The sequence below is a fragment of the Bradyrhizobium sp. 132 genome (assembly GCF_023074185.1).
GTDB lineage: Bacteria > Pseudomonadota > Alphaproteobacteria > Rhizobiales > Xanthobacteraceae > Bradyrhizobium.
This window is the reverse complement of sequence record NZ_JADPKY010000103.1, coordinates 16,267-32,200: the sequence shown is the minus strand read 5'-3', so window position 1 is coordinate 32,200 and position 15,934 is coordinate 16,267. Positions and strand designations below refer to the sequence as shown.

At 63.4% G+C, this 15,934-nt stretch carries 13 protein-coding genes; 10 read left to right on the top strand and 3 right to left on the bottom strand.

All coding sequences use genetic code 11. The annotated features are described in order from the left end of the window. Positions 1-48: 48 nt before the first annotated feature. The 4 genes from IVA74_RS20405 (at position 49) to IVA74_RS20390 (ending at position 5,924) form a co-directional block, all read left to right on the top strand. A complete protein-coding gene (locus IVA74_RS20405) occupies positions 49-3,678 on the top strand; it encodes an AsmA-like C-terminal region-containing protein (RefSeq protein WP_247347613.1) in 3,630 nt (1,209 codons plus the stop codon). 197 nt (positions 3,679-3,875) lie between these two features. Further along, positions 3,876-4,994 (top strand): DUF2336 domain-containing protein, encoded by a 1,119-nt coding sequence (locus tag IVA74_RS20400; RefSeq protein WP_247347612.1) that lies wholly within the window; start codon positions 3,876-3,878, stop codon positions 4,992-4,994. A 19-nt stretch (positions 4,995-5,013) separates the two neighbouring features. Next, a complete protein-coding gene (locus IVA74_RS20395; protein WP_247347609.1) occupies positions 5,014-5,241 on the top strand; it encodes a hypothetical protein in 228 nt (75 codons plus the stop codon). A 197-nt stretch (positions 5,242-5,438) separates the two neighbouring features. After that, complete coding sequence (locus IVA74_RS20390) at positions 5,439-5,924, top strand: DUF417 family protein (protein WP_247347607.1); 486 nt, start codon at positions 5,439-5,441, stop codon at positions 5,922-5,924. Between the two features lie 26 nt (positions 5,925-5,950). Here the strand turns inward: IVA74_RS20390 and IVA74_RS20385 are convergent, their stop codons facing one another. Continuing rightward, positions 5,951-6,913, bottom strand: a complete 963-nt coding sequence (locus tag IVA74_RS20385) for an AraC family transcriptional regulator (protein WP_247347605.1) — start codon at positions 6,911-6,913, stop codon at positions 5,951-5,953. A gap of 311 nt (positions 6,914-7,224) precedes the next feature. Here IVA74_RS20385 and soxC point away from each other — a divergent pair, with 311 nt between their 5' ends. The 5 genes from soxC to IVA74_RS20360 all read left to right on the top strand — a co-directional run bounded on the left by soxC (position 7,225) and on the right by IVA74_RS20360 (position 11,909). Continuing rightward, positions 7,225-8,496, top strand: a complete 1,272-nt coding sequence (soxC, locus tag IVA74_RS20380; protein WP_247347603.1) for a sulfite dehydrogenase — start codon at positions 7,225-7,227, stop codon at positions 8,494-8,496. Further along, positions 8,483-9,031, top strand: a complete 549-nt coding sequence (locus IVA74_RS20375; protein WP_247347601.1) for a cytochrome c — start codon at positions 8,483-8,485, stop codon at positions 9,029-9,031. Before soxC ends, IVA74_RS20375 begins: the two co-directional genes overlap by 14 nt. Positions 9,032-9,041: 10 nt before the next feature. Further along, entirely contained in the window at positions 9,042-9,512 is a 471-nt protein-coding gene (locus IVA74_RS20370; protein ID WP_247347599.1) for a DUF302 domain-containing protein, read from the top strand. A gap of 30 nt (positions 9,513-9,542) precedes the next feature. After that, positions 9,543-9,866 carry a hypothetical protein gene (locus tag IVA74_RS20365; protein WP_247347597.1) on the top strand — a complete coding sequence of 108 codons (324 nt, stop codon included), beginning with the start codon at positions 9,543-9,545 and terminating at the stop codon, positions 9,864-9,866. Between the two features lie 381 nt (positions 9,867-10,247). Beyond that, positions 10,248-11,909 carry a hypothetical protein gene (locus tag IVA74_RS20360; protein ID WP_247347595.1) on the top strand — a complete coding sequence of 554 codons (1,662 nt, stop codon included), beginning with the start codon at positions 10,248-10,250 and terminating at the stop codon, positions 11,907-11,909. Positions 11,910-12,001: 92 nt separating this feature from the next. Here IVA74_RS20360 and IVA74_RS20355 read toward each other — a convergent pair whose 3' ends face one another. Then, the gene (locus tag IVA74_RS20355) at positions 12,002-12,499 is read right to left on the bottom strand and encodes a GNAT family N-acetyltransferase (protein WP_247347593.1); all 498 of its coding nucleotides are present in this window, start codon (positions 12,497-12,499) and stop codon (positions 12,002-12,004) included. A 144-nt stretch (positions 12,500-12,643) separates the two neighbouring features. Here IVA74_RS20355 and IVA74_RS20350 point away from each other — a divergent pair, with 144 nt between their 5' ends. Next, the gene (locus IVA74_RS20350) at positions 12,644-13,819 is read left to right on the top strand and encodes a GAF domain-containing sensor histidine kinase (protein ID WP_247347591.1); all 1,176 of its coding nucleotides are present in this window, start codon (positions 12,644-12,646) and stop codon (positions 13,817-13,819) included. Between the two features lie 238 nt (positions 13,820-14,057). On the opposite strand, the gene IVA74_RS20345 is transcribed toward IVA74_RS20350, so the two are convergent. Next, complete coding sequence (locus tag IVA74_RS20345) at positions 14,058-15,929, bottom strand: ferrous iron transporter B (protein WP_247347589.1); 1,872 nt, start codon at positions 15,927-15,929, stop codon at positions 14,058-14,060. Positions 15,930-15,934: the final 5 nt, after the last annotated feature.

Sequence of the window (15,934 nt, the reverse complement as noted above, 5' to 3'; positions counted from 1 at the left end):
CCTAAGGCTCAGGCAAGGCCCGCATCCGGTTTGGCCGAGGGGAGACCCGTGCAGACGACGCTGCTCGGATTGGCGATTGCCTTTATTCTAGCGCTGCTGGCCGCTCTGATCGGGCCTTACTTCGTCGACTGGAACCAGTTCAGGCCCCAGTTCGAGGCGGAGGCTGGCAGGATCATCGGCGTTCCGGTGCGGGTGGCGGGCGAGCTCGACGCGCGGCTCCTGCCGGCGCCGACGCTGCGGTTGCGCGCGGTCACCTTCGGCGGCAACAACGATCTCGGCCGCCTGCGCGCCGACAAGCTCGACGTCGAGTTCAGCCTGAGCTCCCTGATGCGCGGTGAATGGCGCGCCACCGAGCTTACGGTCAACGGTATGGCGGTCGATCTCGGCCTCGACGCGCGCGGGCGGGTCGATTTGCCATCGGTCGCGAGCGGCAGCTTCAATCTGGCCTCGCTGGCGATCGAGCGGCTGAACCTCACCGGCCGCATCGCCCTGCATGATGCCGCCAGCCGTTCGACGCTGGAGCTGAGCGACATCACCTTCTCCGGCGACGTGCGCTCGCTGGCCGGCTCGGTCCGCGGCGACGGCAGTTTCACCGCCACCGGGGTGCGCTATCCGTTCCGCGTCTCCTCCGGCCCGAGCGCCGACGGCAACGCCACCCGCCTTCACCTCAACATCGATCCCGGCGAGCGCGCCATCCTGGCCGATCTCGAAGGCGTGCTCGCCTTCGACAATCGCCTTCCGAAATTCGACGGTGCGCTGACGCTCGCCGTACCCGCGGCGAAGAAGCCGGGCGAAGCGGGGCCGATGCCCTGGAAGCTCACGACAAAACTCAAGGCCGATCCGGCCGGCGCCAAGTTCGAGCAGGTCGATGCCAGCTTCGGCCCCGAAGACACCGCGTTGAAGCTCGGTGGCGTCGGCGATATCAAGTTCGGCGCTTCGCCGCTGCTGCGTGCGGTGCTGTCGGCGCGCCAGGTCGATGCCGACAAGCTCACGGCGAAGGACGCTAACGAGCCGCAGCGCATCCTCCCGGCGCTCCGCGCAGGGCTAGCCGCAATCCCGCAGGCGCCGATCCCGACGCAGATCGAGTTCAACTCCGACCAGATCATGCTCGGCGGCCGTCCGCTCCAGAACATCACGGCCGAGCTTCAGACCGACGGAAGGTCCTGGACCTTCCAGCGGCTTGAGCTGCGCGCGCCGGGCATGACGCAGCTCTCGCTCAACGGCGCGACGCCCGGCGCCGACAGCTTCAGCGGCCGTCTCAGCGTCGATTCCTCCGATCCCGATACGCTGGTGGCCTGGCTCCAAGGCCGCAGCGAGGTCAACCGCCGCAGCACGCGGCCGCTGCGTCTTGCCGGAGACGTGACCATCGCCGCCAACCATTTCGCCATCGACAGGCTGAAGGCCGAGATCGAGGGCGGCGCGGTCGAAGGCCGTATCGCCTTCGCCCAGACCGGCGCGAGCAAGGGCTCGCGGATCGACGCCGAGCTGAGGGCCGACCGCCTCGACCTCGATTCCGCCGCAAGTTTTGTCCGCGCGCTCGCGGGGCCGCAAGGAGAATGGCCGGAGGAAGCGAAGCTTTCGCTCGATATCGGCCGCGCGATCTCGGCGGGCCAGGAGTTGCGGCCGTTTGCGGCGAAGCTCGGCTACGGTCCGGCGGCGCTGTCGTTGGAGCAGTTGCGGTTCGGCCAGGCCAGCGGTGTGACCACGGAAGCGAGCGGCAGCTTCGACCGCGCCAAGGCCACGGGCAAGTTCGCGCTGAAATCCTCCGGCAATTCGCTGCGCGAGCTCACGGCGCTGCTCGAGCCGTTTGCGCCTTCGGTGCGCGCGCGCTTCGACGCCATTCCGTCATTGCCCGGCGCGACGCGCCTGAAGCTCGACCTCAGCCTCGACAAGAACGCCGAGCATGCCGATCGCAACGACGCGCGCGTCGTACTCGACCTCGACGCGCCGCAGCTCAAGGCCACCGCGACGCTGGCCGCGCAGATGCCCGTAGCGGCCGTCAACGGCATCGATGTCGACCGCTTGCGCAACAGCGACTTCACGCTGGACACGAAAGTCTCGACACCGCAGGCCGGTGCATTGCTGGGCTTGCTCGGGCTCGATCGCGTAGTGGCTGCAGGCGAGGGCGCTTCCCGGTTCGAAGGCCGCTTGAGCGGCGCGTGGCGCCATCAGCTGCAATTGAACGCAAAGCTCAGCGGCGGCGGGCTGGACGCGGACGCACAAGGCAGCGTCGAATTGTCGGAGCCGAAAGGCAGCGTGAATTTGCGCGTGCGCAATGCCAATCTGGCGCCGCTGTTCGGGATCAGCCCGGCCGATAAATCGGTCCAGACCGTCAACCTGTCCTCGCGCGTCGGCTTCTCCGGCAACCGGCTGACTTTCGACGATCTCGACAGCAGCGCGGTCGGCTCGCATCTGCGCGGCCATCTGGCGGTGACGCTCGATCAGGAGAAGAGCGTCGATGGCGAAGTCGGCCTGGACACGCTCGACCTCGTGCCCGCGCTCGCGATGGCCATCGGCGCGGCCGGACACGATGGCGGCGATCCCTTGAGTGCGGGGCTTCTCGGCGGCTGGCGCGGCCGCATCGCCTTCCAGGCCTTGCACGGCACATTGCCCGGCGGCATCGAGCTGCGCCCCTTCGGCGGTACGATCCGGAGCGACGGTCAGTCGCTCGCGCTCGATGCGCTCAAGGGCGGCGTCGGCGGCGGCCAGATCTCGGCGAGCCTGGATGCGCGCAATGGCGCCAATGGTCTGACGTTGAACGCGCGTATCGAGCTCGGCAATGTCGATGCGGCGGTGCTGCGCTATCGCGACCTCGCGCTGCCGAAGGGACGCGCCTCGGCGCAGATGGCGCTGACCAGCCAGGGCCGCAGCGTCGCAGCGCTCACCGGTGCGCTCGCCGGCAACGGCACGGTGACGCTCGAGTCCGCCGAGATCGCCGGCCTCAATCCCCGCGCCTTCGAGATTGCGATCCGGGCCAGCGACGGCGGGCAGGTTGCCGACGACAATCGATTGCGGCAGCTGGTCGAGCCCGCGCTGTCGGCAGGCCCGATTGCAGTGGCCTCGGCGCAGTTCCCGTTCACGATCCGCGACGGACGCCTGCGCGTCGGTGCCACGTCGTTAGAGGCGAAGAACGCGCGTGCCATCGTCTCCGGCGGCTACGACATCCCCGCCGACCAGGCCGACATCCGCGCCAGCCTGACGCCGATCATGACCGGGCTGTCCGGCGCGCCGCCGGAGATCCAGCTGTTCGCGGCAGGTCCGCCGGACAGGCTCAGCCGCACCGTCGATCTCGGGCCGCTGTCGTCATGGCTGGCGGTGCGCATGATCGACCGCGAAACGCGGCGGCTGGACGCGATCGAGCGCGGCGAGCCGCCGCCGGCAACCGCCGCGCTGCCGACACTGGTCTCGCCAGACCCGGCGCCGGAGCCGCCGCTGCTGGATGTACCGATGCCCGGCCGCGATCCGCGCCGTGCACCGCCGCCGAAGCCCAAGGTCGATATCAGGGTCACGCCGACGCCGAAGGCGCCGCAGGCAGCTCCCGCAGCGCCGAGCCCGCCGCTTGCAAGCCAGCAGATCGCACCGTTGCCTCCGCCGATCGACGTGAGGCCGGCCCCGGGCCCGCCGCCCGCAAAGCCCAGGCCAAAGCCGCCGCTGGTTCTGACGCCGTCGAATCCGTAACGAGCGGGCAGACCCGAGCGACGCGCGATGTTACGCGGGCCTAAATGAATTCCCTCGCATTTTATTGAATTTTGCTCGGCAAAACTGCTCTGCCGATTTTACCGGATTTGCGCGTTTGTTCCCTAGTCTGGCTCCCAGAGGAATTCGGCGTCGCGCAGCACAGGCGGGACGGTTCGCCAAGAACTGGGGATATCGAGATGAACGGGGCGACAACACTTCTGCAGGATCTGGACGACGCGATCGCGCGCGGCTCCGACGAAAGCCGGGCGAAGGCGTTGTGGCATGCGACCGACATTCTGATCACCGGCCGCTACAGCGACGACGAGATCAGCACGTTCGGCGAGGTGATCGGCCGGCTCGCCGACGAGATCGAGGTCGCCGCGCGAGCGCAGCTCTCGGAGTTGATGTCGGCGTGCGATCACGCCCCGCTCAACGTCATCGAGAAGCTCGCCCTCGACGACGAGATCGCCGTCGCCGGTCCCGTGCTGCGCGACTCCACGCGCATCGACGAGAAGATGCTGGTCGAGAGCGCCATGACCAAGGGCCAGTCGCACCTGCTCGCGATCGCCCAGCGCACATCGATCGGCGAGGCCGTCACCGACGTGCTGGTCAAGCGCGGCGACCAGGCGGTCGTGACGTCGGTTGCCAGGAACGAGGGCGCGCGCTTCTCCGGTTCGGGCCTGCTCCACATGGTCCGCCGCGCCGAGGGCGATTCGATTCTTGCCGAGCAGCTTGGCCTGCGCAAGGACGTGCCGCGCCACATCTTCCAGCAGCTCATCTCGAAGGCGTCGGAAGACGTCCGCCACCGGCTCGAGACCGAGCGGCCCGAGATGATGGCGCAGATCCAGAGCTCGGTCACAGGGGTCACCGGCGACCTGCAGTCCAAGTTCGGTCCGTCCTCGCGCAGCTATTTCGTCGCCAAGCGCGTGGTGACGACGCAGTACCGGCAGGGCAACCTCAATCAGGACTCGATCTCGAACTACGCGCGCCAGCACCGGCTCGACGAGGTGCAGATCGGCCTGTCACTGTTGTCGTCGCTGCCGGTCGACGTGATCGAGCGTGCGATGATGGACCGCAATCGCGAGATGATCCTGGTGCTGTGCAAGGCGCTCGACTTCTCCTGGGACACGACCATGTCGCTGCTGTTCCTCGGCGCCAAGGATCATCTGATCACGGCGCGTGAGCTTCACGACAACGAACGCGATTTCGGCAAGCTCAAGATCGAGACATCACGCAGCGTTTTGAAGTGCTATCAGTCGCGCAAGAACAGCGCCGGCGCCGAAGCGGGCCGTCAGCCCGAGCTCCAGGTGCACTGAGCGAGAGGGAGTATCTGCAATGTTACCTCAATTCGGCACCGCCGTTCGCAAGAAGAACCTCAACGTCGATGCCGGCGGAGCATCGGACCAGGCCTCGGTCGACGCCGCCTGGCTCGTGCTGGAAGCCGCCAACGACCTCGGTGACCACGTCGCCATCGAAGCCTGCCGGCGCGTCATCGACGCCGAGCTGAACGGCACGGTCGCCGGCAGCGCGGATGTCGATCTCGTGCTGGGGTATTTCAGGTAAGACGCCGCAGGTGCCCAATGGCACATCAATGCGCCGACGGCGGCGTTAGCCGTAGGCCGCGCGGACACGCACATCGCACGCAGCTGTGATCTGCGGAACCCGCCGATACGGGTAACGACCGAAGCTCCCCTTCGTACAGCTTCAGCGAACGTATTTTGCAGAGCTGATGGATGTGCAATCCGGGGAGACTTGGTCGGATGAAGGAATTCAACGTCGCTGAAAATGGGGGCGGTTCCTATCGTCCCCTCGCCATTCTCCGTTGGGTCATGGTGATCATATTCGTATCGTTTGGAATGCAGAAATTCACGCCGCAATCCGCGCAGGGCATCGCTCAGTTCATCACTAATAGCCCGATCATCTCCTGGCTGTCGGTGTTCGGCTTGAGGGGAGAGGCATATTTCCTCGGTGTCGCTGAATTCGTGATCGCGGGGCTGCTCGCGGCAGGCAGCTTCAGCCCGGTCTCGTCCGCCCTCGGCTCGTTCATGGGCATGGTGACCTTCGCGATCACGTGGTCGTTCTTCTTCACCACGCCTGGTGTCGTCAAATGGAGCCTTTCATCCGATCCAATGGCGTGGAATCTGACCGGCGAATTTCTGTTCAAGGACATCGTCCTGCTGTGCGTTTGCGCGGTGTTGTTTCTCGCCTCTCTGCCGCAATCGGTTGTGCGCCTGCGCACCGGCTGAGCGTCAGGCGGCCTCTCTGCGGTAGATCACGACGTCTTCGCCGTGACGGATCGCGCTTCGCCTGGCTGCGCCATTCTCAGAGCACCGGGCCGCATGCCGTATCTGCGCATGATGGCTTTGCTCAGCGCGCCTTCGGATGCATAGCCGACCTCGCCTGCGATTCTCGCAATCGGATCAGAGGTGCCGGCCAACCGTTGGCGCGCGATCGTCAGCCTCAAATCGGCAAGGAACGCCATTGGAGCAATGCCTGCGCGCTTCCGAAAGGCGCGCACCAAACTTGCGCGCGAGGAGATCGCGACCGCCGCCATCTCGTCGAGCGTCCAGTCCCGGGCGAGATCGTCGAGGATCGCGGACACGACACGAGCCGTTATGCGGTCCCGCAAGAGCGACACCGTACTATTCCCGGAAGCATCGTCGGCGAGATGGTCGCGGAGGATCATGACGAACAGCGCCCTTGCGAGGTCGGCCGCGACCACCTCCGAGCCAACCCTTCCTGCATCCAGCTCGTCACGAATGTCGATGAACAGGTGCCGAAACCTTTCCAGATGCGGCTCGCCCGCCGTGCGGACAATGATTTCGTCGGGAAGAGCTGCGATCAGGGGGTTCCGGTCCGACGTTTCGAACAGAAACCGGCCACACAGGAGTTCGGTATCGGCGTCAGCGTCGATCGTCGCTCGCTGGCGGACGCCGTTTTTGACCTCGGTCGATATCTGCGCGACAGCGCCTCCGATCTGGCTTCGGACCGCGTGACTGTCGCCATGCGGCAGGAGGAGGATGTCACCCGCTTCGAGCCGCTGCGAGCCCAGGCCAGGCCTCTCGACCGTGCAGGAGCCGCGCGTGACCATGTGGAATTGCGCCCATCCCTTGCCGTTCGGCGCGTGTAACGACTCCCAGCTGCCGCCAAATCTGCAGGAATCCTCGAACACAGGGCGGATTCTGAATAGCGGCACCATCGCTTTCAACAAGTCCGCTGCGTCCGCCTCCGACATCCGTCACCCCTTGATCCGCCCGGACATGACTCCGAGCCGCCCGGCCATTCCACGGAGCGGCAAAGCGCATCTAACCTACGCGCGTCAAGTCATTCGCGGGAAATAACATGGCCTTGCTCGATCGGGATAATGATCGCCACCAGGTCCTCGCCGCGTCGGCAAGATCGGAATGCTGGCAATCGTCGAGCGAATGAGCTGGTGCTCATGGCTTCTAACACAACCTAACGAGCAATCTTCGCGGCGTTCGGCAAATATCGCGACATGAGAGCGGCCGGGATTTCCAAAACGCACGTCTACCAAGGGGAGATCGCATGACGTCCAGGACGCCAATCGACTTGTTGCCGCGCGCCGCGAACGTTTCGCGTCGCGGCTTCGTGACAGGCCTGTCGGCCGGTATCGTGGGTGCGGTTGCGACCGAAGCCGCTGGCGCCGAAACGTTGGCCGATGTGCCCGATCGCGGGCCCGGCGCCGATCTGAGCGCTCACAGCGAGCGCTCACGTTTTGCCAAGATCGATCGCATCCCCGAATCCACGCCGGGCAAGCGCAACATCGACCCGGGCGATGCCATCAACTCCAAGACGCCGCATCAGAAGCTGGTCGGAAACATCACGCCAACCGATTTGCATTACGAGCGCAGCCATTCCGGCGTCCCCGATATCGATCCTGCGCAGCACCGGCTTCTCATCCACGGCATGATTCGGAAGCCGCTGGTTTTCAGCGTCGACGATCTCAAGCGGATGCCGTCGGTCACGCGGATCGTTTTTATCGAATGCACTGGCAACGGATGGGAAAACTGGAAAAAGGCCGATCCCGATGTGACGGTGCAGAACACGCATGGCCTCGTCAGCACCAATGAATGGACCGGCGTGCCGCTCAAATTCCTGATCGATCTCGTAGCCAAGGACAAGAGCTCGAACTGGATGCTCGCGGAGGGCGGCGACGGCGCGGGCGTCGACCGCAGCATTCCGCTCACCGAAGAGATCGTGAACGAGGCCTTCGTCGCCTACGGGCAGAACGGGGAGCCGTTGCGGCCCGCGCATGGCTTTCCGATGCGGCTGGTGATGCCGGGCTTCGAGGGCAACCTCAATATCAAATGGCTGCGCCGGCTCAAGTTCGGCAACGAACCGTGGATGACGCGTTGGGAGACGGCACGTTACACACAGCTGCTCGCGAACGGTAAGGCGCGGCAGTTTCAGCTGAGGATGGAGACCAACTCCGTCATCACGCACCCCTCGGGCATGATGCAGATCCAGCCGGGTTACAATCGCATATCGGGTCTTGCATGGAGCGGCCATGGCAAGATCGCCGAGGTCGAAATCTCGACCGATGGCGCGAAGACGTGGATGCCCGCGCAATTGAGCCAACCGGTGTTGTCCAAGGCCCAGGTCCGATTCCAGATGGATTGGGCGTGGGACGGCAAACCGACCAAGATCGTGAGCCGTTCGACTGACGACCAGGGCAATGTTCAACCGGACCGGCAGTCCTTCATCGCCGCGATGGGGACTAACGCGTTGTTTCATTACAACGCCCAGCAGACCTGGAGCATCGACGAGGCCGGGAGGGTCCGCAATGTCCTCGCATAGCAAGCTGTTTCTCGCAGTCGCGCTCACCCTGGGCCTGCTCGCGGCACCCGCGCTGGGGTTCGATTTCGGCCGTCCAGCGATGCCGGAGGAGATCAAGCTGTGGGACATTGATGTCGGACCTGACGGCAAGGGGCTTCCGGACGGCAGCGGCGCGGTGGCGCCAGGCAAGCAGATATTCGCCGACAATTGTGCGGCCTGTCATGGCGACAATGGCCAGGGCGGCATCAAGGATCGCCTCGCTGGCGGACAGGGCACGCTCACCTCCAACATGCCGGTCAAGACGGTCGGCAGCTTCTGGCCCTATGCGACGACCTTGTTCGACTACATCCATCGCGCCATGCCGTATCCGACGCCCGGCTCGCTCAGCACGGACGAAACCTACGCCGTCACCGCTTACATCCTGAGCCTCAACGGCATCATTCCAGCGGACGGCAAGGTCGATAAGGAAAGCCTGCCGAAGATCAAGATGCCCAATCGCGACGGCTTCATTCCGGAACCGGAGTTCGACCCGGCGAAACTATTCCGCAAGAAGTAAGCGAGCGGTCATGAAGTTTTCGGCACTGATCGGGATCATCGCTCTGGTCGCAGCGTCATGTTTATCGGAGACACAAGCAATGGCCGCAGACGGACTCATCACCATCAAGAGCAGTTTTGGACCGGAGGACACCATGAAGCGGCTCGAGACAGAGGTGAAAGCCAAAGGCCTCGCGGTGTTTGCCCATGTCGATCACGCCGCGGGCGCTGCCGCTGTCGGGCTGACATTGCGCCCGACCGATCTGCTGATCTTCGGCAACGCCAAGGGCGGCACGCCGTTGATGCAGCAGGCGCAGACCGCTGGCATCGACCTTCCGCTGAAGGCACTGGTCTGGCAGGACGAGCAAGGTGCGACCTGGCTGTCCTACAACGATCCGGCCTATCTCGCTGGGCGTCACGGCGCCGGCGAGCCGGCCAAGGCTGCGGTAGCCGCGATGACGGCGGCCCTGCATGCGATTGCGACCAAGGCCACTGTGCCGTAACATAATGCGGCCACGCTTGAGGAGAGCTCCATGAACAGCACCAATGAGCAACCGGCAACCGAGACGTCCAGCCCGCGAGAGGGCAAGCTCGCGAGATGGGTAGTCATTGCGGTGCTGTGCGCGTTGCTCGTCGCCGCGTGCGTTCTCGGCTATCTCGGCTGGACCAGCACCGATAACGGCGTGCCGGCGTCGGGCTATGTTGCGCTGGTGCTCGGCGTCGTGTTCTCGCTGGTCGTCGGCATCGGCCTGATGGCGCTGGTGTTTTACAGCAGCCGCAAAGGCTATGACGAACCCGCGGTGCTGATCCGCGAGCCGGAGAGCGATCCGGAGGATGGACACGGCGGCCCGCGCTAACGGGCCGAGCGCAGGACAAGGGATCGCGTGCCTGCAACATTGGAATAGCCAGCTGACAAACCGTACCAATCATCATTCGAATTGATCTCGAAGACGTTGGCTTCGCCATTCAAGCAGGCCGGTGTCATGCCGACGGAGATCAGCGCTCCGCCGAGGTGACGGCAATCCCGGCCGCACCGGATTTCGTTTCCGGCTCGTCTGGTTGAGATGTCGGGGTCTTGCGGACAAGGCATTGTGCCTCTTGCCCGAGAGAGTTGCACAAAAACTCCCAAAGGATGTGAATTAGTTCACACACACGCCGACGCGCCGGATTTACGGTTTGTTCAAATTCCGCGTAGAGCGGCCCGTTCGAACTATCTCGCTCAAGAGGGAGTTCTGGCAATGGCTAGCATCGTGTTGGGAATTGTCATCTCCATATTGGTATCGACACAAGCCTCCGCCGATGAGTTCGGCGACACCGCGTCCGAACTCCTTCCTTCGTTGGTGCGCTGGTCCATCACCTTGTTGGGTTTGGTTGTGGCGGCCCGATTGGCTTGGCAAGCCTTTGGCCGCGCCGTGACCATTGCCGAAGTACCGACTTTCCCGAGATACATGACGACCCGACAGCAGTATCGATTGGGCGGTTTCATCTTTGTCATATTCTCGTGCTGCTTTTTCCTTCTTCTCATCCATGAGAACCGGGACGTCATTGCCTTGGCGCCATTGGTCCCTGCGATTCCGGACGCCGTCATACAGGCTGCGAAAGGCCAGTCTGCGCCCTACCTGACCGTGATCGCCGCAATGGGGGCCGTGTATTTGTTCCTCCTTACAAAGGAGGCTCAGTGGAACGTCCTGCTGATGGTCCGCGACGTGATCCAGAGCTGGATCAGCGTGCCTCAACTCGCGAAGCAGATCATGGCGCAAATCCGCTTTTCGCTGCGCGTGCCAGAGAATGCGGTCTCGAAAGTCGTTGCGAACTCGCCGGAGATCGTGGATCAGGACTTCCGCAAGGATCCCAATACCCCGGACCGAATGTGGGCGGAAATTTGCTACATGAAATGGTGGCTGACGCAGGGGCACGACGCTGGCGATGACGCCACCTTCTTTACCGAGGACAGCTTTGGTTTCGACAAGCTCATGGCAGACTTTCAGCTGGCGTCGCCGACAATGAGCGAGTGGAAGGCCGGCGTGCTAACGGGCCTCGCTGCGCCCCAGGCCACGCAATTGATCAAAGAGCTCTACAATCGGTTTTCCCGTCTTGTTGCGTGCTACCTGATCTACCGCAACGGCTCTCGAATTGACCTGCGCAATGAGGCCAACAAATTCGGCATCGAAATTGATGCTCCTGTTCACGACAATCCGTTACGGTACTGGATTGTCTATATTATTGCACTGATCTGTTCCGTCTATCTGGGCGTGGCCATTTCGGCCGTCGTTTATGACTTGCTGCAAGGCAAGGGTATTGTTTTGGCGCAAGACCCTAATCGCTCGATGGCATGGGTCATGTATTCACTTTGCAATTATGGATTGGCGATCGTCGTCGTTCTTTTGCTTCGATTTGCGATTTCTTCGCTGGGAAGCCATTCAGATCCGTCGCACCTCACCACCTATTGCTGGAGTTTTCTGGTCGCGCTGGTCGTAGGGCCCGCCGGTCTGACGGTGGCCGTCCATTACTTTGGAGAGGGGAATCTGCGGGAAATGTCTGTTGTCAGTCTTTACTATGCGATGTTGCGGTGGGGGCTCGGGCCCGCGCTCGTGACCGTTTATATTTCGTACTATCTCGACAGGCAGAGCTGCTCCGATTTGCCGGACATCGATAATTCCCTACGAACGGTAGCGTGGCGACTGTTCAATTGCTTCGGCTTTGCGGCAACCAATGTGTTTTTGCTTCTTCCGCCCTTGCTGTCGCTGGTGGCACAGGAGGGTGCGATCTGGGAAACCAATAAGCTGCGCTTCATTGCGGCCGGTACGACGTTTTGTTTGGCATTCGGCCTCGCATTGGCGGCACAGTTTGCGCTTAAAAAGGAGCGGATCGGAACGGTGCTGGCTCATAAGCCAGCTTGATCCTGGACGGGTTCGGTCATAGCGGCGCGTTTCTCGCGTCTCTGCCTCAATCGGTTGTCCGACTGCGCACCGAGTGATCTCCAGGCCGGGTCTCACCGCCGGATGCGGTAGATCACGACGTCTTCGCCGTGCCGGATCGTGCTTCGCTCGAGGAGATAGTTGGACTTCTCCAGCACGCGGCGCGATGCGCCATTGCCGACATAGACCAGGCCGATGAGGGACGGCAGCTCGTGGTGTAACAGTCCAATATCCGTCAGCGCGATCGCGGTCTCGCTTGCAAGTCCACGGCCCCAGAATTCGCGCTTGAATGCGTAGGCAATCTCGGTCTCGTCGATATCATCCACCAGAATGTGCCGGATGCCCGCCCGTCCGGCGAATGCCCCGTCTTTGGTTCGCAGCACCCAGAGCCCAAAACCGTGCCGGTCCCAATGCGCCATGTTGGCGCCGAGATAGGTCCTGGTCGTCTCCGCCGGGCGCACGCCGCCGAGATATCGGGATACCTCGGCATCGAGATGCAATGCGACGAGGTCGGCCAGGTGATCTTCACGAAGCCTCTCGGCGGTCAGTCTCCCCGTGCTGAAATGTTCCATAGGAACAGATAGCCGCTTCCATGGTGGGGCGTCGAGCAACATTGATGTGGAATAACCTGGCTGGCAGTGCTTTCAATGTTGCAAGGACGCGCTTTGGTTGGGGTGACGGTCGCCTCGGGGCGAATGTTCCGACGCGGAGCGGCGATGGATTTCGAGCGCGACATAGCCAAGGTCAGCGGAATCGCTGCGGTCTCGACCATCCTGGACGTGGTCAGCCGGACCACCGGCATGGGATTTACGGCCGTTGCCCGCGTCACGGAGGACAGGTGGATCACCTGTGCTGCGCGTGACGAACTTGAGTTCGGGCTGAAACCCGGTGACGAGCTCAAGGTCGAGACCACGATCTGCCATGAGATCCGGCAGAGCCGTGAGGCGGTCGTCATCGAGAATGTCAGCGAAGATGCCGGGTACTTCAAGCATCACACGCCCGCGCAATATGGCTTCCAAAGCTACATCTCCGTGCCGATCATCCTTCCCGACGGTTCATTCTTCGGGACTCTTTGCGCGATCGATCCGAAGCCGCGCAAGCTTCGGACCCCCGAAGTCATCGGGATGTTCAAGCTTTTTGCCGAGCTGATCGCGTCTCACCTCGACGCGGGCGACCGCGTCGAACTGATCGAGAAGAGGTTGGCGCTGGAACGACAGAATGCCGAACTGCGCGAGCAGTTTATCGCCGTGCTCGGTCACGACCTCAGAAACCCTCTTGCCGCGATCCAGGGCGGCCTGCGGCTTCTGAACAAGAAGGTCGATGAAGAGGGGCAGAACTGGATCAACCTTCTGCAAGGAAGCGTGGCCCGGATGGCGGGTCTGATCGACAATGTCATGGACCTCGCCCGCACGCGGCTCGGTGCCGGGATGCAGCTCGAGCTGAGAGAACAGGCACTCGAGCCTGTCATCAAGCAGATTGTCGCAGAGTTCGAGAACGTGCATCCGGATCGCGTTATCGAAACGGTCATCAACATTCCGGGGACTGTGAGAATCGACGCCGGCCGCATAGGTCAGATGCTGTCCAATCTTCTCGGCAACGCGATTTCCTATGGAGCGGCCAACGAGCCGATCAGGGTGCTGGCGCAAACGACCGGATCTGGCTTCGACATCAGCATTGTCAACAAAGGTGCGCCAATTCCGGCGGAGGCGATGCCGCGCCTTTTCACTGCGTTCGATCGTGGCGACGTTCTGCCGAACCAGAAAGGGCTTGGGCTCGGACTGTACATTGCCCAGGAGATCGCGCGCGCCCATGGCGGGTTGATCGTCGCGTCGTCGGTGCGGGATGAAACGGTGTTCACCGCGTCGTTCCCGGCGACACAGGCGAGCGGCTGAGAAGGCCTGCCACGCCGGCGTGTCCTGCCGTCACGGAGCGTCTCGCCAATTCTCGGACCATGCCATCATGCTCCTGTTTTGCCCGACGGGACAACCGGCGAACAGCTGGTAAGTCCGGATTGTGCGGGCTCTATCCCGGCTGCGGTCGGACGATTTTCACGCACGCGTAACCTATTGATCTCACAGCGTCGGTCTACTGTGCATGGGGTTGTTTTCGCGCTTTTTGTTTCGAGTGGGGCTACCCTGCCCCGAACGCGACCGCGACATTGTAGGTCAGAAGGCTCGCCGCATAGGCCAGCACCAGCATGTAGGCGAAGGTGACGGCCATCCAGGTCCAGCTTCCGGTCTCGCGTCGGATCACGGCCAGCGTCGAGGCGCATTGCGGGGCGAAGATGTACCAGGCCAGCATCGACAGCGCGGTCGCGAGCGACCATTTTGTCGCCAGCACCTGGCCAATCTGCTCGGCCGCTTCCTTGCCGCCTTCGATCGCATAAACGGTGCCGAGCGCGGCGACCGCGACCTCGCGTGCCGCCATGCCCGGGATCAGCGCCACCGCGATCTGCCAGTTGAAGCCGACCGGCGCGAGCAGCGGCGCAAGCGCCTTGCCGATGATCGCGGCCAGGCTGAAGTCGATCGCCGGTTCGGTTGCGCCAACGGGCGGCTGCGGGAACGAGGCCAAGAACCAGATCAGCACCATCATCGAGAAGATCGTGGTGCCGGCACGGTGCAGGAACATCTTGGCCCGCGTATAGACGCCGATCGCGATCGATTTCAGCCGCGGCATTTTGTAGTCGGGCAGCTCCAGCATGAACGGCGCCGGCGCATAGTCGCGCAGCATGAAGAATTTGATGAGGAACGAGACGGCAAGCGCGCTGATGATGCCGGCGGCGTAGAGCCCGAACATCACGAGGCCCTGGAGGTTGATGAAGCCCCAGACGTCCTTTGCCGGAATGAAGGCGGAGATGATCAGCGTGTAGACCGGAATGCGCGCGGAGCAGGTCATCAGCGGCGCGATCAGGATCGTGGTCAGCCGATCGCGCTTGTTGTCGATGACGCGCGTCGCCATGATGCCGGGGATGGCGCAGGCGAAGCTCGACAGCAGCGGAATGAAGGCGCGGCCGTGCAGGCCGGCGCCGCCCATGATGCGGTCCATCAGGAACGCGGCGCGCGCCATGTAGCCGAAATCTTCCAGCAGCAGGATGAACAGGAAGATGATGATGATCTGCGGCAGAAACACAATCACGCTGCCGACGCCCGAGATCACGCCGTTCTGAAGGAAGCTCTGCAGCAGGCCGGCGGGCAGGGTGGCGTGCACGAACTCGCCGAGCGAGTCGAAGCCCGAGTTGAGCAGCTCCATCAGCGGCTGCGCCCAGGCGAACACCGCCTGGAACATCACGAACAGGATAGCCGCGAGCACGATCAGCCCGCCGACGGGGTGCAGCACGATCGCGTCGATCCGCGCCGTCCAGGTGTCGGGCCGGCTTGGCAGGCTGACGCAATCGGCGATGATGCGGTCGGCCTCGCGCTGGGTGGCGCGCAGTTCGGCCACGCTGAGCACACGCCAATTGTTCTCGCCCGGCTCGGCGGCGAGCTTTGCCGAAATCTCGTCCGTCAGCGCCAGCAGGTCGGCCGTGCCGCCCTTCCGCACCGCGATCGAGGTGACCACGGGCACGCCAAGCTCGTTGGCGAGCCGCTCGACGTCGACAGTGATGCCGCGGCGGCTGGCGATATCGAACATGTTGAGCACGAGGACCATCGGCCGGCCGGTGCGCTTGAGCTCCAGCAGCAGGCGGATGGTCAGCCGCAGATTGGTGGAATCGGCCACGCACAGGATGAGGTCGGGCGCGGTCTCGCCGGAGGCCTTGCCGAGCACGAAGTCGCGGGTGATCTCCTCGTCCGGGCTGCGGCCGCGCAGCGAATAGGTGCCGGGCAGGTCGACCACCGAGACCTGGCGCCCCAGAGGGGTGACAAAAAAGCCTTCCTTGCGCTCGACGGTGACGCCGGGATAGTTCGCGACCTTCTGCCGGCTGCCGGTCAGCGCATTGAACAGCGAGGTCTTGCCGCTGTTTGGCGTGCCGACCAGGGCGAGATGAAGTTGGGGCAATTCCATGGAAT

Excerpts from the sequence above, each read along its gene's own strand:
- IVA74_RS20400 (WP_247347612.1), top strand. The coding sequence starts at position 3,876 with ATGAACGGGGCGACAACACTTCTGCAGGATCTGGACGACGCGATCGCG.
- IVA74_RS20395 (WP_247347609.1), top strand. The coding sequence starts at position 5,014 with ATGTTACCTCAATTCGGCACCGCCGTTCGCAAGAAGAACCTCAACGTC.
- IVA74_RS20390 (WP_247347607.1), top strand. The coding sequence starts at position 5,439 with ATGAAGGAATTCAACGTCGCTGAAAATGGGGGCGGTTCCTATCGTCCC.
- IVA74_RS20385 (WP_247347605.1), bottom strand. The coding sequence starts at position 6,913 with ATGTCGGAGGCGGACGCAGCGGACTTGTTGAAAGCGATGGTGCCGCTA.
- soxC (WP_247347603.1), top strand. The coding sequence starts at position 7,225 with ATGACGTCCAGGACGCCAATCGACTTGTTGCCGCGCGCCGCGAACGTT.
- IVA74_RS20375 (WP_247347601.1), top strand. The coding sequence starts at position 8,483 with ATGTCCTCGCATAGCAAGCTGTTTCTCGCAGTCGCGCTCACCCTGGGC.
- IVA74_RS20370 (WP_247347599.1), top strand. The coding sequence starts at position 9,042 with ATGAAGTTTTCGGCACTGATCGGGATCATCGCTCTGGTCGCAGCGTCA.
- IVA74_RS20365 (WP_247347597.1), top strand. The coding sequence starts at position 9,543 with ATGAACAGCACCAATGAGCAACCGGCAACCGAGACGTCCAGCCCGCGA.
- IVA74_RS20360 (WP_247347595.1), top strand. The coding sequence starts at position 10,248 with ATGGCTAGCATCGTGTTGGGAATTGTCATCTCCATATTGGTATCGACA.
- IVA74_RS20355 (WP_247347593.1), bottom strand. The coding sequence starts at position 12,499 with ATGGAACATTTCAGCACGGGGAGACTGACCGCCGAGAGGCTTCGTGAA.
- IVA74_RS20350 (WP_247347591.1), top strand. The coding sequence starts at position 12,644 with ATGGATTTCGAGCGCGACATAGCCAAGGTCAGCGGAATCGCTGCGGTC.
- IVA74_RS20345 (WP_247347589.1), bottom strand. The coding sequence starts at position 15,929 with ATGGAATTGCCCCAACTTCATCTCGCCCTGGTCGGCACGCCAAACAGC.